Below are 16882 nucleotides of genomic sequence, written 5' to 3'. Positions count from 1 at the left end.
ATGCCAGAAATGATGAGTATTGATTATAATAAAACAGGTGATAGTGTTAAATCAAATGCATTAGGTATGCGAGAAATGCAGGAGAAAGTATATAACCAAAGAGAATCTCAATATATACTATTAAAAGCACCTCCTGCTTCCGGTAAATCAAGGGCATTGATGTTTATCGCATTAGATAAAATGTATAATCAAGACATAAAAAAGACTATTGTTGCTGTCCCTGAGAGGTCTATTGGTTCTTCTTTTGCTCCCACAGCTCTTTCAGATTTTGGATTTTTCAAAGATTGGGAACCTGAAAAAGAATATAATCTTTGTTATTCAGGTAGTGATAGGAGTATTGGTAAAATAAAAAAATTCAACGCATTTTTAAAAGATGAAAAAGCTAAAGTTGTTATATGCACTCATGCCACACTTAGATATGCTTTTAGGGGGTTAGACCCATCTGAATTTAATGATATATTTCTTGCTATTGATGAATTTCATCATGTTTCAGTTAATGAAGATGAAAATGTTTTAGGGGATATGATATCCTCGATAATAAAAAACTCTTCAGCACACGTTATGGCTATGACAGGTTCCTATTTTAGGGGCGATGGACTTCCTATCTTAACACCTGAAACAGAGAGTTTATTTACTAAAGTAACTTATAGTTATTATGATCAACTTAATGGGTATAAATATCTAAAAACTCTTAATTTGAATTATAGCTTTTATCAAGGTATCTATACTGATTCTATTAAGGCAGTATTAAACCCAAAACTAAAAACTATTATACATATTCCAAATGTTAATAGTGCTGATTCTACTAAAGATAAATATAATGAAATAGGGCTTATTACTGATATTTTAGGTAATGTCAAATCGTGTGACCCTATTACTGGTTTAGATATTGTTGAAACTGAAGATGGTACTGAATTAAAAGTAATGGATTTAGTAGATGAAACAGGTAGAGATAAAAAATTGCAATATATTAGAGATCATCATGATAAAGATGATTTAGATATAATAATAGCATTGAACCTTGCTAAAGAAGGGTTTGATTGGCCTGCATGTGAGCATACTTTAACTGTAGGTTATAGAGGGTCTTTAACTGAAATTGTTCAAATTATTGGAAGATGTACTAGAGACTTCCCAGGCAAAGAAGTTGCTATTTTTACTAATTTAATTGCTGAGCCTGATACAACAAGTAAAAAAGTTGCTGATGCTACAAATGATATGTTAAAAGCAATAACGGCTTCATTATTAATGGAGCAGGTTATGCAACCTAAATGGGATTATAAAAGTAAAAAGTTTAAAGGGAGTGATGATAATGTAACCGTAGATATAAAAAATCCTCCGACATCAAGAGTAAGAGACATACTTGAAAATGATTTAAGTGATATTTCAGCTTCCATATTAAATAATCAATATGTAAAAATGGCTATGACAGATAAAGATAATGGGAAGCTCATTAATAAAGTTCTAATACCTAAAATTATTCAAGACATTTATCCTGACTTAAATTCAGAAGAGTTAGAATCCGTTAGAGAAAATGTAGTAACAAGTCTTACATTAGTAGGTAAAAAAACAGAAACTCATGGTGATAATAGATTTATTAAATTTGCAGATAATTTAATTAATGTACAAGATTTAGATATAAATCTTATAGATTCTATTAACCCTTTTTATGAATCATATGAGATTCTTTCAAAAAATGTTGATTCCGATGTTCTTGGGATTATTCAAAGAACAATAAGAGAGTATAGAAATCCTATAACTATACAAGATGTCAAAAATGAATGGCATTTAGTAAAAGACTTTTATACAGAATATAAACGTGCTCCTGAATTAAATTCAAAAAATTTGTATGAAAATCATTTAGCAGAAATTCTTTTAAAAGCTCAAGAGTTAAAAAGGAAGCAAGTAAAATGAGTTTAAGTTCAGAAGAAATTGATGTATTAAATTTTATTAGTTCAGATGATCCATTTGGTTTGTTAGATAAAGTTGTAAAAGAAGAAAAAAATAGAAAGGAAAAAGAACAAGAAGCTAACCCCATACTTAAAGCATTTAAAGAAATAAATGATTTTTATGAAAATAATGGAAGATTGCCTAAAAAAAATGATAATACTGAAGAACGAAAACTTGCTATTCATTTACAAAGTATTCTTGATGATGATGTTAAGAAAGATGTCCTTAAGAGTTATGATAAATATAATTTATTAGTAAAAAAAGAAAAGCAAAAAAATCCTGAGGATTCTTCAAAAGAAAATAATATTGAAGATATTTTTGATGATGAAATTTCATCAAAATTATTAGAAGTAGATTATGATGAAAAAGGTCTTTTTGATTTTTCAAATGGTTTAAGCACAGCCAAAGAAAGAGCTCAAGCTGATTTTGTTGCACATAGAAAACCTTGTCGTAATTTTGAAAAATATAAACATTTATTTGAAGAAGTCCAAGAAGCTTTAGAGCAAAAACATAGGAAATTAATACCTTTTAATGTAAAAACTTTGCATGTAGGAGGATTTTATGTACAAAATGGTATTTTGTTATATCTAGAGTCTTTGGATAATTTAAAAATCAGAGGTTCAAATTATGATGGAAGAACGCATTGTATATATTCAAATGGAACTGAATCAAATATATTATATGAGTCTTTGCGAAGAGCTTTAAACCTTGATGGAGGTATGACTGTCACAGAAGATGAAAGAAGTAGTGCTGGGCTACTATTTGAGCAAAATCAACTTACAGTGGATGATGAGGATCGTGAATCAGGATATATTTATGTGTTGATGTCTATGAGTCAAGATGAAAAGATAAAAGCAATACCAAATCTTTTTAAAATTGGGTTTACTACTAAATCAGTAGAATCAAGAATAGCAAATGCATCTAAACAGTCAACATACTTAAATAGTGATGTTCGCATAGTTGCAACCTGGAAATGCTATAATACTAAGACTCAAAAAATAGAGGACATTATACATCAATTTTTAAAGCCTGCTCAGATTATTTTTACTGTTTCTTCAAGTGAAAAAAAAGCAGATGCAAATGAATGGTTTTCAGTGCCTTTACCAATAATTAAAGAAACTGTTGAAAGAATAGTTGATGGATCTATAGTTAAATGTTACTTCGATGTAGAGACTCAAACTATAAAAGTTAAATAAAGAATATTAATTATTATTTTTGAATTATTTAAATAAAATTTAAATAGGATTGGGGCCAAAGTTATGTTTGATATAAATGAATTTAGTGGTGCTGTAAAAGCATTTTTTGAATTAATTAATAATTTTTACACTTCGTATTCTGAACCTAAAAAAGCTCGGAAAATGTTAGATATTGAAGCTGAAGGTATTAAAAAAATTGCTGAGGCTAACGCCTATGCTGTTAATACTTTATGTGATAGTTTAAGGAAAAATAATATTGGTAATTTAACTGAAAATTTGCCTCCTTTGTTAGATAATAAATTTAACAAACAGAATGATATGTTATCTAGAGCTACTTTAAAAGAAATTAATAGCTCAATAAGGAAAGAAGTAAATATAGAAACAATTTTTCAGAAAACTTATAATGAATTAGAAAATAAAGAATTAAAGAGTGATGATAAAGTTGATAATGATTGGATAACTAGATTTATTGATATTGCAGAAAACATTTCTAATGATGATTTACAAACACTTTGGAGCAAAATATTAGCCAATGAAATTATTGAACCAAAAAGTTATTCATTAAGAACTTTAGATGTTTTAAAAAATTTATCAACTCACGAAGCTAAACTATTTGAGGAAGCTAGTAATTATGTTATTAATGATTCTTTTTTATTATCAGAAACTGATAATATTCTTAATTATCCAATAACTTATTATAATCTAACCGTATTATCTGAGTGTGGATTGATAAAAGATGAACCCTTACTCGCTTATAATAAAAAGCTAAATAACTTTCCTGAAAAGGTATTAGAATATGGTAATTACCTATTATTATGTGATAGTAGTTTAGAAAAAGAAATCCAAATGGAAATTTATCCACTTACGTCTACCGGCAAAGAATTATATGAAATAATTAATTGTGAAATATCAAAAAAATTTTTTATAGAAATTGCTAAGAACCTTTCTGAAAAAGAAAAAAAATCTTCATTCTCTATCCATGAAATTTTAAGCAAGGAACAAAAAGGTCTGAGGTATAAACGGACTTCAATTTGGACTAGTTTAAATTCAGTAGAATAAATAAATTATAATTTTGATGGATTAATAAAAAAAATCTATTCTATATAGAGGTGTTATGAAAAAAGTAGTAATATAATAATATGAGTAAAACTGAAAATCATAAACTTTTTTACAATTATTCTTTAAAATATCTTTATGAGATATTGCCTAAAGATATGAAAAGAGAAGAGTTAGAAAAATACTTTGTGGGAGATAAAAAGGATTTTAGTTGTCTTGAAGATATATTTGAACATTAATTAAATCAGCCCAAAATTATCAAAGAATGCCTAATGTTATTAAATTTGAACAGAAGAGAGATTTAATTAAAAAACTATTATTTAATTTTGATTTTAGAAAGATATCAGAATTTACTTTTGAAGATATATATGAAATTTTTAAAGAAAATTTTGAAATTAAAAACTCTGAAAAGAAAAATAACTGTTGGTACAAGTGGACAAAATCAATAATTGATTCATCAAAGTTTATTAATGATTTTGCTGATTTAGATGATTTCTTAAAATTTATAAGTATGTTTGAATATAACCTTCAAACTAAAATAGCTTTACCACTTTTAATTTCAAAGAAAATAAGTGGAATTGGTTTTGCACTAGCTTGTGACTTTTTAAAAGAGTTAGGATTTACAGATTACTCAAAACCAGATGTTCATATTGTAGAAGTTCTTACTTCATTACAATTTTCTGAAAAAGATGACATTCAAATATTTGAAGAAATTGTGAGAATATCAAATGATTGTAAAGAAATAGATAATTCAATTACTCCATACAAAGTAGATAAAATAATATGGTTAATTTGCTCAGGTAAATTTTACTTAGATGATATAACTATAAAACCTCATAAACAAGAATATATTGATTTCTTAAAACAAAAATTACACTAATATTGTTAAATATACATCTAGGGAGGGGTACGCTTCCTCGGTAATAAGTAGGAGCAGAAATACTCTATCTACTATTATTTACTGAGGCCTTATGGAAAGAGATTTTAGTACCCCAATTGGAAATAATTTTACAGTTAGTTATGCTAATTGTGTATAGTTAATAAATCAAAACTTTTTATAGGGGGTGAGCTTTTTCGGTAATAGTAGAGGGGCTAAAGTAATTTTGTCCTTAAATTATTTACCAAGGAGTGTGTTATGCGTAATTTACCCATAGCCTATGGTAATAGTTGTTTTGCAAAGAAATGGTCTAATGAGACTAATAGTTTTGAAGAACTTTGCAAAAGATTAGAAACAACTATTAGAACAACTGAAACTCAAGAAGAGTATCCAAACCTACCTAAGAGAGAAAAAGATAGAATCAAAGATAAAGGTGGATTTGTTTGTGGTCTATTAAAGGATAATAGAAGGAAGAGAGAAAACATAGTAAGTAGATCTATGTTAACTCTTGATGCAGATAATGCATCAACTGAGTTAATAGCTAACTTTGAAAATCTTTGTGAGTATAGAGCAGCTCTTTATACAACTCACTAACACATGCCTCAGTCTCCTAGATGCAGAATTATTATACCATTAACTCGTGATGTAACTCCTGATGAGTATACAGTCATTTCTAGACATTTTACTAATATCTTAGGTATTGATATGTTTGATGAATGTTCCTATAGACCTCATCAACTAATGTATTGGCCTACAATTTCATCAAATGGAGAATTCATATTTAAATAGGTTAACAAAAAATGGTTAAATTCTGACTTGTTTTTAGCTGCATATCCTAATTGGAGAGATTGTACTCTTTTACCAACTTCTAGTAGAGAATGCTCACTTTATAAACCATCAAATAAAAAACAAGAAGATCCTCTTACTAAAAAAGGTATTATTGGTGCTTTCTGTATAGTATATGGAATTGAAGAAGCAATAGCTAAGTTTATAAGTGATGTTTATGAACCATCAGTAGTAGAGGGTAGATATGTTTATATACCTGCTGATTCAAGTGCTGGTGTTATTATTTATGATAATAAGTTTTCTTTTTCTCATCATGCAAGTGATCCAGCTTGTAATAAATTATTAAATGCATTTGATTTAATTAGAATTCATAAATTCGGTCACTTAGATATAGATGGTGATAACTCTACTTCTAAAAGTCCATCTTTTGTTGAAATGAATAATTTTGCTATAAATGATGATAAAGTAAAAGAATTAATAACTAAAGAAACAATAGAAGAAGCTGGAATTGAATTTGATGATAACAGTGAAGATTTGATTACTGAAATAGAAGTAAATAGTAAAGGAGAAATCTCACCTTCCTTTAATAACTTTGTTTTAATATTAAGACATGATAAAAAACTTAATAATATTAGATACAATGTTTTAAGTAATTCTATAACTGTTGTAGGTGATGTTCCTTGGAATCAAAATAAACCTGGTTGGAGTGATATGGATTTTGGAGGTTTATTAAATTACTTTTCAAATGTTTATAAAATATATTCACCAACTAAATTAAAAAATGCTCTTTTAGCTATATGTGGAGAAAGACTTTATCATCCAATAAAAGAATATTTTAATTCATTACCTACATGGGATGAAGTAGAAAGGATAGATACTTTATTAATTGATTATCTTGGTGCTGACGATTCACCTTATATTAGAGCTGTTACAAGAAAGACATTAATAGCAGCAGTAGCTAGAATATATGAACCAGGTATTAAGTTTGATTGTGTACCAATCTTAAATGGACCACAGGGGATAGGTAAATCAACTCTCTTTTCTAAACTTGGAGGGAAATGGTTTTCTGATAGTTTAACCCTAACTGATATGAAAGATAAATCAGGACCTGAGAAACTTCAAGGATATTGGATATTAGAACTTGGTGAATTAGCTGGTATGAGAAAAGTAGATATAGAAAGTGTTAAATCTTTTATTTCTCGTAATGATGATAAGTTTAGAGTTAGTTATGGTGTAAATATAGAAAGCCATCCAAGACAATGTATTATTGTTGGAACTACTAATGCAGAGAGAGGATTCTTAAGAGATATAACAGGGAATAGAAGATTTTGGCTTATAACTGTTACAGGAGATAGTATAAAGAAAGCCTGGGATTTAAATAATGATATAATATCTCAAATATGGACTGAAGCTTTAGTTCTATATCAGAAAGGTGAGTCATTATATCTTGAAGGTGATATAGCAAAAGTTGCAAGAGATTATCAAGATAAAGCTATTGAATCTGATGAAAGAGAAGGACTTGTTAAAGCCTATCTTAATACTTTACTTCCTGAGAAATGGGATGAATTAGGACTTGGGGAAAGACGTGATTATCTTTCAGGTTTTAATAGTGAAACTGGTAAAGTTGAGAGAACAACAGTCTGCAATCTTGAAATATGGAGCGAATGTTTAGGGAGAGATTCTGCCTCTATTAAAAAAGCTGATTCCTATGAAATTGCTACAATAATGAAGCATATGGATGATTGGATAAGATTTGAAGGGAATAAAAGTAAAACTAAGCGATTCCCTATTTATGGCAAACAACAAGCTTATGTTAAAAAGGTGAAAGAGTAATTATCAATTCACGATAGTTAATTGTAGTAATACTAAAAATATTAGCATCAGTAGTAATTTAACTATTGGTGCTAATGCTTTATAAATCTTATTCCACTTTATTTTGATTAGTCTTGCAATCAAATCAAATAATTCTGAATAAAATATATAAATAAAGGAATAAAAAGCTAAAAACTGGAAGAAAAAAAGCTAATCATTCCACTGTTTTATACCATCTTTAATTCTTTACAATGGTGATTTAAGAATCTCTTGGTATAAGTGGAATAAGAATATACTAATAAAGTATTAATATTATATATATAGTATATAGGGGTATATACCATATAAATCCTATGCACTATCAAATAGTTTGAAATGCATCATTCCTTATTCTATCTATCCATTATTAGAAAATTACAATTTAAAAGTGAATTGTCTTCAAAAAAATGGCCCCAGGCCCTTAGACAACTGAAGCTCTATCCATGTAATTAAATAATAGAATCATTCAATATAAAGTTCAAGGAGGTGGTCCTCCTGGTGAAGTTGTTGATATTACCATAGTTATTTAAAAAGGTGACACTGGCGATGGTCTTTATACTAACTTTTCTAAATGAAATATTATTTTTTTTACTATATAAAAGTTATATAAATGAGTGTCACTACCGTAACCCCCAATTGATGAATTAGTAATATATTTAATTATCAAAAAGCTTATTCGCTAATTTAGATTTTAAATTCTAAAGTTGAAGAATTGATAAATGATATGTGTTTTAAATTATAAAAATCTACAATTTTTTTATAATGGACTAAATCTTGATTGTTATAATAAGCAATGTGCAAATTCTTGATATTTCCCGTTTCTTGCATTTGTGCTATTCTAAATAATATATGGTCATCTACTAGTTCTCCTTTTTTAAAAGGGTTAGGAGTAATTCCTTTGGCTGGTAAAAGATCAATATATCCTACTCGTTGAAAGCTTAAACCATATATTAAAAAATTATTGATTGTTATTTTCTTATCATTAAAAAAATCTAAATTATAATATTTATTATAGTTTTGATATTTTTGTATCTGCAATAGTTGATTATATTTTCCAATTCCATTCCATCCCCATAATATTTTCCAATAGAATTCTTTGTCATTTATATGCGTAAATATTAAATTATTTACATCTGAACAATTTGTGATAAAGTATCCATGCAAGTGTTGTGGAAATAACGACTCAAAAAAAGTGTCAAAATTGGTAGTAAATACTGATGCATTAGTTGTTAACTTATTACTTATCGATTCATTATAAATTTGTATTTTTTTATTTAGTCTCATATATTCTAAATAATTAGTTAGAAGGGAATTCCAAATATTATATAATGGTGGCATGAAATTTTTTATTGATGAAAAATCATAATCGTTGTTTTCGAACATGTCACGTCCAAACCAATATTCTATATTCCCATCCCTCTTACTATAATAATTTTTAATGACTAGTTTAAGTTTTTCAAAATATTTAATATTCTCAATTGTCTTTTTCTTATAAAAAAAATTAAAAATTAGTCGTTCTTCTCTTTCAGATAAGGCATTATCAAAAAAGTTTTTAATAAATTTATCAAAGTTTAATAAATATTTTTTTTCTTCAACAATAAAAGAATTAATCTGAGATAATAAATTTATTGAAAGTCCATTGCCAAATAAAAAACCGTCAAACTTCAAATTAGTCTCCTCATTCACTCTTTTTAGTCTTTTTTATCAACACTTATCGACCAAAAGTATGAATCTATTAATTTCATTATTGGGTATTTATAATTAGTTTCTTCGAATATCTCAGATTGAATATTCAATAATTCCAATTTGTTATCAATAGCGAATTGATAAATTTTAGCTATTGAGTTCACAGAAAAGTTTTGTATTAACTTTGAATTATTAACTTTATTATATTCTTTAATTCCTGATTTGAAATATCTATCATATGCAGGGGTACAACCAAGAATCCCAAGCATAATTTTTGTAGTTAAAGTGCTTGAAATATTGTTTTTGGGAGCAGGTTTTCCAATATAATTAAAATAGTTTTTTCTTTCCATATTTAATTTTTCTTGAAGGTCTTTATGTAATTCATAAGTTAATTTGGCTAATTCTTTATAATTATTAATATTTAAATTTTCATCAAAATTTCTTAATTTAAAATATTTATTTGTAAAGATAGTTTCAATTATAGGTTTATAAATTTTATAATCTTTTTGGATTAAAAAACTAGAACCTCGATACATTCCCCAACTTGCTAGATAGAACCCAAGATGTAACATAGCTAGTTCTAGCGATTCATCATATTGTTCTATTTTTAAACTATTGAAATATGAATAGCAATGGTTAAAGCTTCTGTATCTGTCATTGTTATGGTTTTTTAATTTAGTGTAAAATGGTAATAATTTTTCTATTGGTGGGTTCATTGAATAAGATGCTCCATGTATTTTATTTTTCAATTTTTGGAAGTGAAATATATTTATAATTAAAAATAATTTCAAATATAATATTATAATATGATAAGAAAACTAATCAATCAAGAGGAAATATTAAAAATAAAAGAATCAAGTGTTGCTAAACCAGCTGTAATTGTTTTTTTTACAATAGCTTTTAAAAAAGGTGACACTGGTGATGGGCTTTATACTAACTTTTCTATATGAAGAATTATTTTTTTTACTATATATAAGTTATATAAATGAGTGTCACTACCGTCACCCTCAATTGATGAATTGGTTATATTTTAAATTGTAAATATAATTATAAGTTCCTTATTAGGAATATTATACATTTATTTTGATTTTTATTATACACAAATATACTGTTTTGCTATACCCAGAACACCTACACTCTTCACTAGCTTAATAATTTCCTTTGATTAATGTTTGATTTATGGGGGTGGGGGTATTAAATCTCTAGGACTATTGCCCTTATAACGAACAGGGGCAATAACGCAGAAAAAGCAGTATTCAAAGGGGGTATTAACCCCTAATTTTTTCAAATAATATAATTACTACTAACTTGATAATTCTCTTCTTTAGAGTGATATATACACCCTATAAGGAGAATTAATTTTATGAGTAATATTACTAAAAATCAGTTACAACAATTAAGAAAAGAATACCCTGTTGGATGTGTTGTTAAACTAATATCAATGGATGATTCTTTTGCTCCAAATGGGGGAACTTTAGGCAAAGTATTTTATGTAGATGATACAGGAACTATCCATGTAAATTGGACTAATGGATCTACTCTAGGTGTTGTATTTGGAGTAGATAAAATAGAGAGAATTGAATAAATGAAAAAAAATCTTAAAAAAAGTTGAAAAAAAATAAAATTAATAATCCTAAACTCTTGTATTTTTAATACAGACAACAAATAAGAGGGTATTTCTTTTATTATATTTTTTTTAATTAACTACTAGTTTTATATCAAATAAGGCCTTTATGGGCCTTTTTTTGCGTCTTAGGGGGTACGTTTTTTCGATATATAATAGGAGGGGAGTATATGAAAAATACTGAAAAAGAAAACATCACTAAGTTAAGAAATGCAGGATATGGTTATACAGCAATAGCTAATGAACTAAACATATCTATTAATACTATTAAATCATTTTGTAAAGCTAATAACCTAGGTGGAGTTAAAGCTAAGAGGAATAATAAAAAGAAGAATATTAGCTTTTGTTTAAACTGTGGAAAAGAATTAAAACATACACCAGGGAAAAAGAAAAAGAAATATTGTTCTGGTAAGTGCAGATATCAATGGTGGAATAAGAATAGGGATTGTAAATCAACCTATCAAATAAGATGTAAATCTTGTAATAAAAAGTTTAATGCCTATAAAAACAGTAACAGAAAATATTGCTCTCATGAGTGCTATATAGCAGACAGATTCAAAGGAACTATCTTATGAATAATAACCAATTTGAGAGACAAAAAAACTATAGTATTTCTTTAGAAATCCTATTCTCTTTAAAAGAAAATAACCTAATAACTGATGCTGAATTTAAAGAAGCTGAAAAATTATTAAATGAAAAATTTAAACCTATTATATCGATTGTATCTCTTGGTATCAACTTGAATTAGTTGGGGTTATAGAGCATGTATATACATTAAGTAGGAGATGTTTTATGACTAAAATAACTAGAATAAACCCCTATATATTACCAATAAAGAAAAAGAGAAGAGTTGCAGCTTATGCAAGAGTGTCAGTTGATTATGAAAAGAATATAGAATCTCTTAATACTCAAATAAGCTATTATACTTCTTTAATACAAAATAACCTATCTTGGGAATATGCTAGTGTTTATTATGATAAAGGTGTAACTGGTACTAAAATTAATAGACCAGGGTTTAAAGAATTAATGTATCAATGTGAGATAGGTAATATTGATATGATAATAACCAAATCAATATCTAGGTTCACTAGAAACACTGTTGATTTATTAGATACAGTTAGATCCTTAAAAGAAAAAGGAATAAATGTATATTTTGAGAGAGAGAATATAAATACTAATTCTCAAGATGGAGAATTGTTATTAACTCTATTAGCTTCAATTGCATAAGAAGAATCTAGAAGTATTAGTGAAAATACTAAGTGGGCAATTCGAAAAAGGTTTGAAGAAGGAATATTTACTCATAAAAATCTTTATGGATATAGATGGGATGGTCAAGAATATCAAATTGTAGAAGAAGAAGCTAAAGCAGTTAAATTAATATTTAATAGTTATCTTGAAGGTATGAGCCCTAATAAGATAGTTAAACTATTAAACTCAAAAGGTTTTAAACCAATGAATAGCGATAAGTTCTGTTATGAAAGTGTATGGTTAATACTAAGACAAATTAGCTATACAGGGGATTCAATTCTACAAAAGACTTTTATTGAAAATCATTTAACTCATAAAAAGAAAATTAATCGAGGTGAACTTCCAAAATATTATGTTGAAGATACTCATCCATTAATTATTAAAAAAGAATTATTTAATAAAGTTCAAGAAGAGATTGAGAGAAGAAAAGCTTTAGGTTATAGAGCAAATCAATCATTAACCTTTAGCTGCTTTACTTCAAAACTCTATTGCTCTATTTGTGGAAAGACTTATAGAAAGAGAACAATTCCAAATAAAAGCTGTACTGGCAAAATAAGCCATTATAAAAAATGGATATGTGGAACCAAGATAACTAAAACAGCAAGAGTTTGTCCATCTTGTAATGTTCCTGATAAAGTACTTCACCAGTTAGCAAGAGATGTAATTAACAGAGAAGTATTCGATGAAGAATTGTTTGATTCTCTTATTGAAAAGATAACAGTTGGAGAGTATGAACTATTCTTTCATTTTAAAGATGGTCAAATAATTAAGAAAACATGGCAATCAAAGAAAAATCATAAGACAAGGAGAAAGTTACATGCCTAGAGTCGTTAAAATAATACCTGCAACATTAGAAGAATATTCATCAACTCCAATAGATAAATATAGTAAAAAGAAAGTAGCCGCTTATGCTCGTGTATCAACAGATAGTGAAGAGCAAGCCTCAAGTTATGAAACACAAGTTAAATACTATTCTTCATATATTAAAAATAAACATGAATGGGATTTTGCTGGTGTTTATACTGATGAAGGGATATCAGGAACTAGTATGAAAAAGCGTGAAGGCTTTAAATCAATGGTACAAGACGCACTTGATGGTAAGATTGATTTAATAATAACTAAAAGCGTTAGTAGATTTGCTAGAAATACAGTAGATAGTTTAACAACTGTTAGAAAATTAAAAGAAAAAGGTGTTGAAGTATATTTTGAAAAAGAAAACATCTGGACACTGGACAGTAAAGGAGAACTACTAATTACCATAATGTCATCTCTAGCTCAAGAAGAATCTAGATCCATTTCAGAAAACTGTACTTGGGGGATTAGAAAGAGATTTGAAGAAGGAAAAGTAAAAATATCTTATGGGAGCTTTCTAGGCTACGAAAAGGATGATAATGGTAATATTGTAATAAATGAAAGAGAAGCAACTATAGTTAGATATATCTATTCAAGATACTTACAAGGCATAGCCCCTAATACAATTGCAAAAGAGTTAGAAGATAAAAAAGTCCCAAATGTAAGAGGAAAAGTTAAGTGGTATGGCGCTACTATCAAAAGCATGTTACAAAATGAAAAATATACTGGTAATGCTATACTTCAAAAAACATATTCAACAGACTTTTTATCAAAAAAGAGAAAGGTTAATAATGGAGAAGTTCCAAAGTATTATGTTGAAAACAGTCACCCTTCGATTATAACAAAAGAGCAATTTGAACTAGTTCAAGAAGAATTTGAAAAAAGAGGTAATCTTAAAAATAAGAATATAAATAAAAGTGTATTTGCAAATAAAGTTATTTGTGGTGATTGTGGTAGCTTCTATACAACTAAAACCTAGCACTCAACCGCTAAGTACAAAAGAATAATCTTTCAATGTAGTAATAAATACAAAAACAAAGTTAGATGTACTACTCCTCATTTTTATGAAGAAGAGTTAAAAGAAATAGCTGTTAATGCAATTAATGATTTAATTAAAGATAAAGATTCAATTATTGAAAATTGTAATCTTATTATTAATCAAGTACTACAAACTGAAAAGTTAAAATCAAAAGAAGAAACTCTAACTAAAGAAGTTGATAAATTATCAAAAGAACTAAATCAATTAGTAGCTACCAATGCTACAACAATTCAAAACCAGGTAGAATATGATGAAAAGTATAATAACCTATATTCAACATATTCTTCAGCTCTTAATGAATTAAAAAGCCTTCAAACTACAATTCAAGATAAAAACAATAGAAAAAGTAAAATCAAGCAATTCTTAAATGCTTTAAAATCACAAGATGAAATCTTAACTGAATTTTCACAAAATGTTTTTTTATCTCTAGTTGATAGAATAGAGGTTTATTCAAAAGATGATATTAAGTTTGTTTTTAAGAATAGTGAAAATGCCGTTTAATTTGCTTACAGAAAAGAAAGATAACTAATATATAATAGCTTTTATTTAGTTTTTTACAGTATTAAAATATTTGATAAATGTCAGAAAAAAATAATATTAGTTTCATTATTTTTATAGTTTTTTTTCAAAACTATGTTACAATTAATTTATTAATTATTGATAAACTTATAAAGTGTACTTGTATTCTTCTATCGAGATATATAAAGAAATGGGTATCATTGATTGTTACACACATTGTTCTTTAATTAATATACTATATTAAAAGTAATTTTTTTTATATAAACCTTTAAGGGATAATACATGTGGAATGATATCGAAACAACTGAAGATTTGTTGAACTTTCAAGTAGTAGCTGATACTGCTGCACAGATTATTAGAGATTCCAATAATCAACCTATTTCCATTGGAGTCTCAGGTTCATGGGGAGTCGGTAAATCCTCGTTATCGAAAATGATTGTTAAATCAATAAAAAGTAATGAAGATAAGCAAAAGTATGTTATTATTGAATTTGATGCATGGTTGTATCAAGGATATGATGATGCGAAATTGGCCCTTCTTCAAATAGTCTCGGATAAACTCTTTTCAGAATCCAAGAAAAATGAATCAGCTCTTTCAAAAGCAAAAGAATTTGCAAAGCGAATAAATTGGTTAAGGATAGGTAAGTTACTTGCTCCTGTGGTGGGTGGAGCTGTAACTGGAGGCAGTCTTGGAGGACCAGTTGGAGTAGTAATTGGTGCTGTTGGAGGAATAGTAAAATCTGGAGGAACTCCAACTTCTGATGATTTAAAGAATCTGAGTGATGCTTATTCAAATTTAGGCCCAGAGATATCAGGATTATTAAAAGAACAATCATCAACATCAATACCTAAGGAAATATCGGAATTAAGACAAGTATTTTCTGATCTTTTAGAAGAGCTAGACGTAAAACTTATCATAGTCGTTGATGATTTAGATAGATGTTTACCTTATACGGCAATCTCTACTTTAGAAGCAATTAGACTTCTTTTATTTCTACCAAACACCGCTTTTATTGTTGCAGCAGATGAGGAAATGATTAGAAATGCTGTAAAAGTTCATTTTGGTGATGAAGATATGTCTAAAGATTTGGTAACTAGTTATTTTGATAAACTCATTCAAGTTCCTATACATGTTCCAAGATTAGGAACTACAGAAATTAAGGCGTATCTTATTCTTTTGCTTGCTGAAACAAAAATGCAATCAGGAGTGATTACTGATGAATGTTTTCTAGATGCAAAAAAGAAAATTCTCAAAGCAGTAAAGTTGTCTTGGTCAAAAGAATTAACATTCGGAATTATGATGGAATCTTTTGGGGATGAAGCAAAAAATATCCAAACTGAGATAGAGCTTGCCGATCAAATAGCAGGAATAATGATGAACTCAAAACATATATTGGGCAACCCTAGGCTTATAAAAAGATTTCTTAATGATTTGATGATTAAAAGAACAATAGGAGAGGCTCAGGGATTAACTATATCTTTTGAAGAACAAGTTAAAATGCAATTATTTGAAAGATGTGCAACAGAAAAAGCCTTTGAGTTTCTTATACAAAATATTTCGGTTGTTGATGGAAAAATTGCTTTTTTAAAAGAAATTGAAGATAAGATCGCTGAAGGTGGAGAAATTTCATTACCAGATCCTTCTTGGGATGATAATTTTATTAAAGGTTGGTTGGAACTTAAACCAAATCTTGGTGATACGGATCTAAGACCTCTTGTTTATTTGAGTAGAGAGAAAAGTCTTTCGATGCAGAATTCTGATGATTTATCTCCTGAGGGTAAACAGATATTAGCAATTTTAGAGGTCAGCACAAAATTTGATGATACTTTAGTACCTCGTATAAAAAAGATTGGTGAAGTTGAGGCAAGTAGATTATTCGTTAGAATGAAAAAAATTATTAGATCAAATCAGTGGAATCAAAAATATTTTATCCAATCAATGCATATACCAACTGCATTTCAAAGTATAAGTATCCAATTTATATCTTTCGTAAACGAAATGCCCCCAGAAAAGCGTATTCCAACTTTAATTCCTCAATTAGTTCGTACAGAATGGGGACTATCGTTGGTAGAGCTTTGGAAGAATGATAAAGATACCCCAGAAAGAACAATTAAAGCTATAAAAGGATTAAGGAGGAGTGATAAAAAGGTAAATAGCAGGTAGTTGCACCAATATTCCTATAGTGTGTTAAAATATATGGC

18 protein-coding genes are annotated in these 16882 nt (G+C 27.9%); 16 read left to right on the top strand and 2 right to left on the bottom strand.

The annotated features are described in order from the left end of the window. The 8 genes from ACZ5SO_RS08725 to ACZ5SO_RS08690 all read left to right on the top strand — a co-directional run bounded on the left by ACZ5SO_RS08725 (position 1) and on the right by ACZ5SO_RS08690 (position 7695). Positions 1 to 1911: a DEAD/DEAH box helicase gene (locus ACZ5SO_RS08725; RefSeq protein WP_464624054.1), complete on the top strand. Its 1911-nt coding sequence runs from the start codon at positions 1 to 3 to the stop codon at positions 1909 to 1911. Next, a complete protein-coding gene (locus ACZ5SO_RS08720; RefSeq protein ID WP_464624053.1) occupies positions 1908 to 3143 on the top strand; it encodes a GIY-YIG nuclease family protein in 1236 nt (411 codons plus the stop codon). The genes ACZ5SO_RS08725 and ACZ5SO_RS08720 overlap by 4 nt, the downstream gene beginning before the upstream one ends. Before the next feature lie 63 nt (positions 3144 to 3206). Then, positions 3207 to 4202, top strand: coding sequence for a DUF2806 domain-containing protein (locus ACZ5SO_RS08715; protein ID WP_464624052.1), 996 nt, complete (start codon positions 3207 to 3209; stop codon positions 4200 to 4202). Positions 4203 to 4282: 80 nt separating this feature from the next. Continuing rightward, positions 4283 to 4438, top strand: a complete 156-nt coding sequence (locus ACZ5SO_RS08710) for a hypothetical protein (RefSeq protein ID WP_464624051.1) — start codon at positions 4283 to 4285, stop codon at positions 4436 to 4438. A 26-nt stretch (positions 4439 to 4464) separates the two neighbouring features. After that, positions 4465 to 5079: a hypothetical protein gene (locus tag ACZ5SO_RS08705; RefSeq protein WP_464624050.1), complete on the top strand. Its 615-nt coding sequence runs from the start codon at positions 4465 to 4467 to the stop codon at positions 5077 to 5079. A 255-nt stretch (positions 5080 to 5334) separates the two neighbouring features. Continuing rightward, a complete protein-coding gene (locus tag ACZ5SO_RS08700) occupies positions 5335 to 5670 on the top strand; it encodes a hypothetical protein (RefSeq protein ID WP_464624049.1) in 336 nt (111 codons plus the stop codon). 3 nt (positions 5671 to 5673) lie between these two features. Further along, positions 5674 to 5865, top strand: coding sequence for a hypothetical protein (locus ACZ5SO_RS08695; protein WP_464624048.1), 192 nt, complete (start codon positions 5674 to 5676; stop codon positions 5863 to 5865). A 27-nt stretch (positions 5866 to 5892) separates the two neighbouring features. After that, a complete protein-coding gene (locus ACZ5SO_RS08690; protein WP_464624047.1) occupies positions 5893 to 7695 on the top strand; it encodes a virulence-associated E family protein in 1803 nt (600 codons plus the stop codon). Between the two features lie 702 nt (positions 7696 to 8397). Here ACZ5SO_RS08690 and ACZ5SO_RS08685 read toward each other — a convergent pair. Then, positions 8398 to 9381 carry a hypothetical protein gene (locus ACZ5SO_RS08685; protein WP_464624046.1) on the bottom strand — a complete coding sequence of 328 codons (984 nt, stop codon included), beginning with the start codon at positions 9379 to 9381 and terminating at the stop codon, positions 8398 to 8400. Between the two features lie 23 nt (positions 9382 to 9404). Next, positions 9405 to 10115: a hypothetical protein gene (locus ACZ5SO_RS08680; protein WP_464624045.1), complete on the bottom strand. Its 711-nt coding sequence runs from the start codon at positions 10113 to 10115 to the stop codon at positions 9405 to 9407. 90 nt (positions 10116 to 10205) lie between these two features. On the opposite strand from ACZ5SO_RS08680, the gene ACZ5SO_RS08675 reads away from it, so the two are divergent. The 8 genes from ACZ5SO_RS08675 (at position 10206) to ACZ5SO_RS08640 (ending at position 16844) form a co-directional block, all read left to right on the top strand. After that, a complete protein-coding gene (locus tag ACZ5SO_RS08675; protein WP_464624044.1) occupies positions 10206 to 10349 on the top strand; it encodes a hypothetical protein in 144 nt (47 codons plus the stop codon). Between the two features lie 413 nt (positions 10350 to 10762). After that, positions 10763 to 10984, top strand: a complete 222-nt coding sequence (locus ACZ5SO_RS08670; protein WP_464624043.1) for a DUF4314 domain-containing protein — start codon at positions 10763 to 10765, stop codon at positions 10982 to 10984. A 209-nt stretch (positions 10985 to 11193) separates the two neighbouring features. Next, entirely contained in the window at positions 11194 to 11598 is a 405-nt protein-coding gene (locus tag ACZ5SO_RS08665) for an RNA polymerase subunit sigma-70 (protein WP_464624042.1), read from the top strand. Continuing rightward, on the top strand, positions 11595 to 11771 hold the full coding sequence (locus ACZ5SO_RS08660; RefSeq protein ID WP_464624041.1) for an SHOCT domain-containing protein: 177 nt from the start codon (positions 11595 to 11597) through the stop codon (positions 11769 to 11771). Before ACZ5SO_RS08665 ends, ACZ5SO_RS08660 begins: the two co-directional genes overlap by 4 nt. Before the next feature lie 44 nt (positions 11772 to 11815). Beyond that, positions 11816 to 12250, top strand: a complete 435-nt coding sequence (locus ACZ5SO_RS08655; RefSeq protein WP_464624040.1) for a recombinase family protein — start codon at positions 11816 to 11818, stop codon at positions 12248 to 12250. A 15-nt stretch (positions 12251 to 12265) separates the two neighbouring features. Further along, positions 12266 to 13096 (top strand): recombinase family protein, encoded by an 831-nt coding sequence (locus ACZ5SO_RS08650; RefSeq protein ID WP_464627844.1) that lies wholly within the window; start codon positions 12266 to 12268, stop codon positions 13094 to 13096. Next, a complete protein-coding gene (locus ACZ5SO_RS08645; protein WP_464624039.1) occupies positions 13089 to 14102 on the top strand; it encodes a recombinase family protein in 1014 nt (337 codons plus the stop codon). The genes ACZ5SO_RS08650 and ACZ5SO_RS08645 overlap by 8 nt, the downstream gene beginning before the upstream one ends. An 861-nt stretch (positions 14103 to 14963) precedes the next feature. After that, the gene (locus ACZ5SO_RS08640) at positions 14964 to 16844 is read left to right on the top strand and encodes a KAP family P-loop NTPase fold protein (protein ID WP_464624038.1); all 1881 of its coding nucleotides are present in this window, start codon (positions 14964 to 14966) and stop codon (positions 16842 to 16844) included. Positions 16845 to 16882: the final 38 nt, after the last annotated feature.

This window comes from Pleomorphochaeta naphthae (assembly GCF_055396005.1).
This window is presented reverse-complemented; position numbering and strand designations above follow the sequence as displayed.

Bases quoted from the DNA above. Each gene is read 5' to 3' on its own strand.
- ACZ5SO_RS08725 (WP_464624054.1), top strand. From the start codon at position 1: ATGCCAGAAATGATGAGTATTGATTATAATAAAACAGGTGATAGTGTT.
- ACZ5SO_RS08720 (WP_464624053.1), top strand. From the start codon at position 1,908: ATGAGTTTAAGTTCAGAAGAAATTGATGTATTAAATTTTATTAGTTCA.
- ACZ5SO_RS08715 (WP_464624052.1), top strand. From the start codon at position 3,207: ATGTTTGATATAAATGAATTTAGTGGTGCTGTAAAAGCATTTTTTGAA.
- ACZ5SO_RS08710 (WP_464624051.1), top strand. From the start codon at position 4,283: ATGAGTAAAACTGAAAATCATAAACTTTTTTACAATTATTCTTTAAAA.
- ACZ5SO_RS08705 (WP_464624050.1), top strand. From the start codon at position 4,465: ATGCCTAATGTTATTAAATTTGAACAGAAGAGAGATTTAATTAAAAAA.
- ACZ5SO_RS08700 (WP_464624049.1), top strand. From the start codon at position 5,335: ATGCGTAATTTACCCATAGCCTATGGTAATAGTTGTTTTGCAAAGAAA.
- ACZ5SO_RS08695 (WP_464624048.1), top strand. From the start codon at position 5,674: ATGCCTCAGTCTCCTAGATGCAGAATTATTATACCATTAACTCGTGAT.
- ACZ5SO_RS08680 (WP_464624045.1), bottom strand. From the start codon at position 10,115: ATGAACCCACCAATAGAAAAATTATTACCATTTTACACTAAATTAAAA.
- ACZ5SO_RS08675 (WP_464624044.1), top strand. From the start codon at position 10,206: ATGATAAGAAAACTAATCAATCAAGAGGAAATATTAAAAATAAAAGAA.
- ACZ5SO_RS08670 (WP_464624043.1), top strand. From the start codon at position 10,763: ATGAGTAATATTACTAAAAATCAGTTACAACAATTAAGAAAAGAATAC.
- ACZ5SO_RS08665 (WP_464624042.1), top strand. From the start codon at position 11,194: ATGAAAAATACTGAAAAAGAAAACATCACTAAGTTAAGAAATGCAGGA.
- ACZ5SO_RS08660 (WP_464624041.1), top strand. From the start codon at position 11,595: ATGAATAATAACCAATTTGAGAGACAAAAAAACTATAGTATTTCTTTA.
- ACZ5SO_RS08655 (WP_464624040.1), top strand. From the start codon at position 11,816: ATGACTAAAATAACTAGAATAAACCCCTATATATTACCAATAAAGAAA.
- ACZ5SO_RS08645 (WP_464624039.1), top strand. From the start codon at position 13,089: ATGCCTAGAGTCGTTAAAATAATACCTGCAACATTAGAAGAATATTCA.
- ACZ5SO_RS08640 (WP_464624038.1), top strand. From the start codon at position 14,964: ATGTGGAATGATATCGAAACAACTGAAGATTTGTTGAACTTTCAAGTA.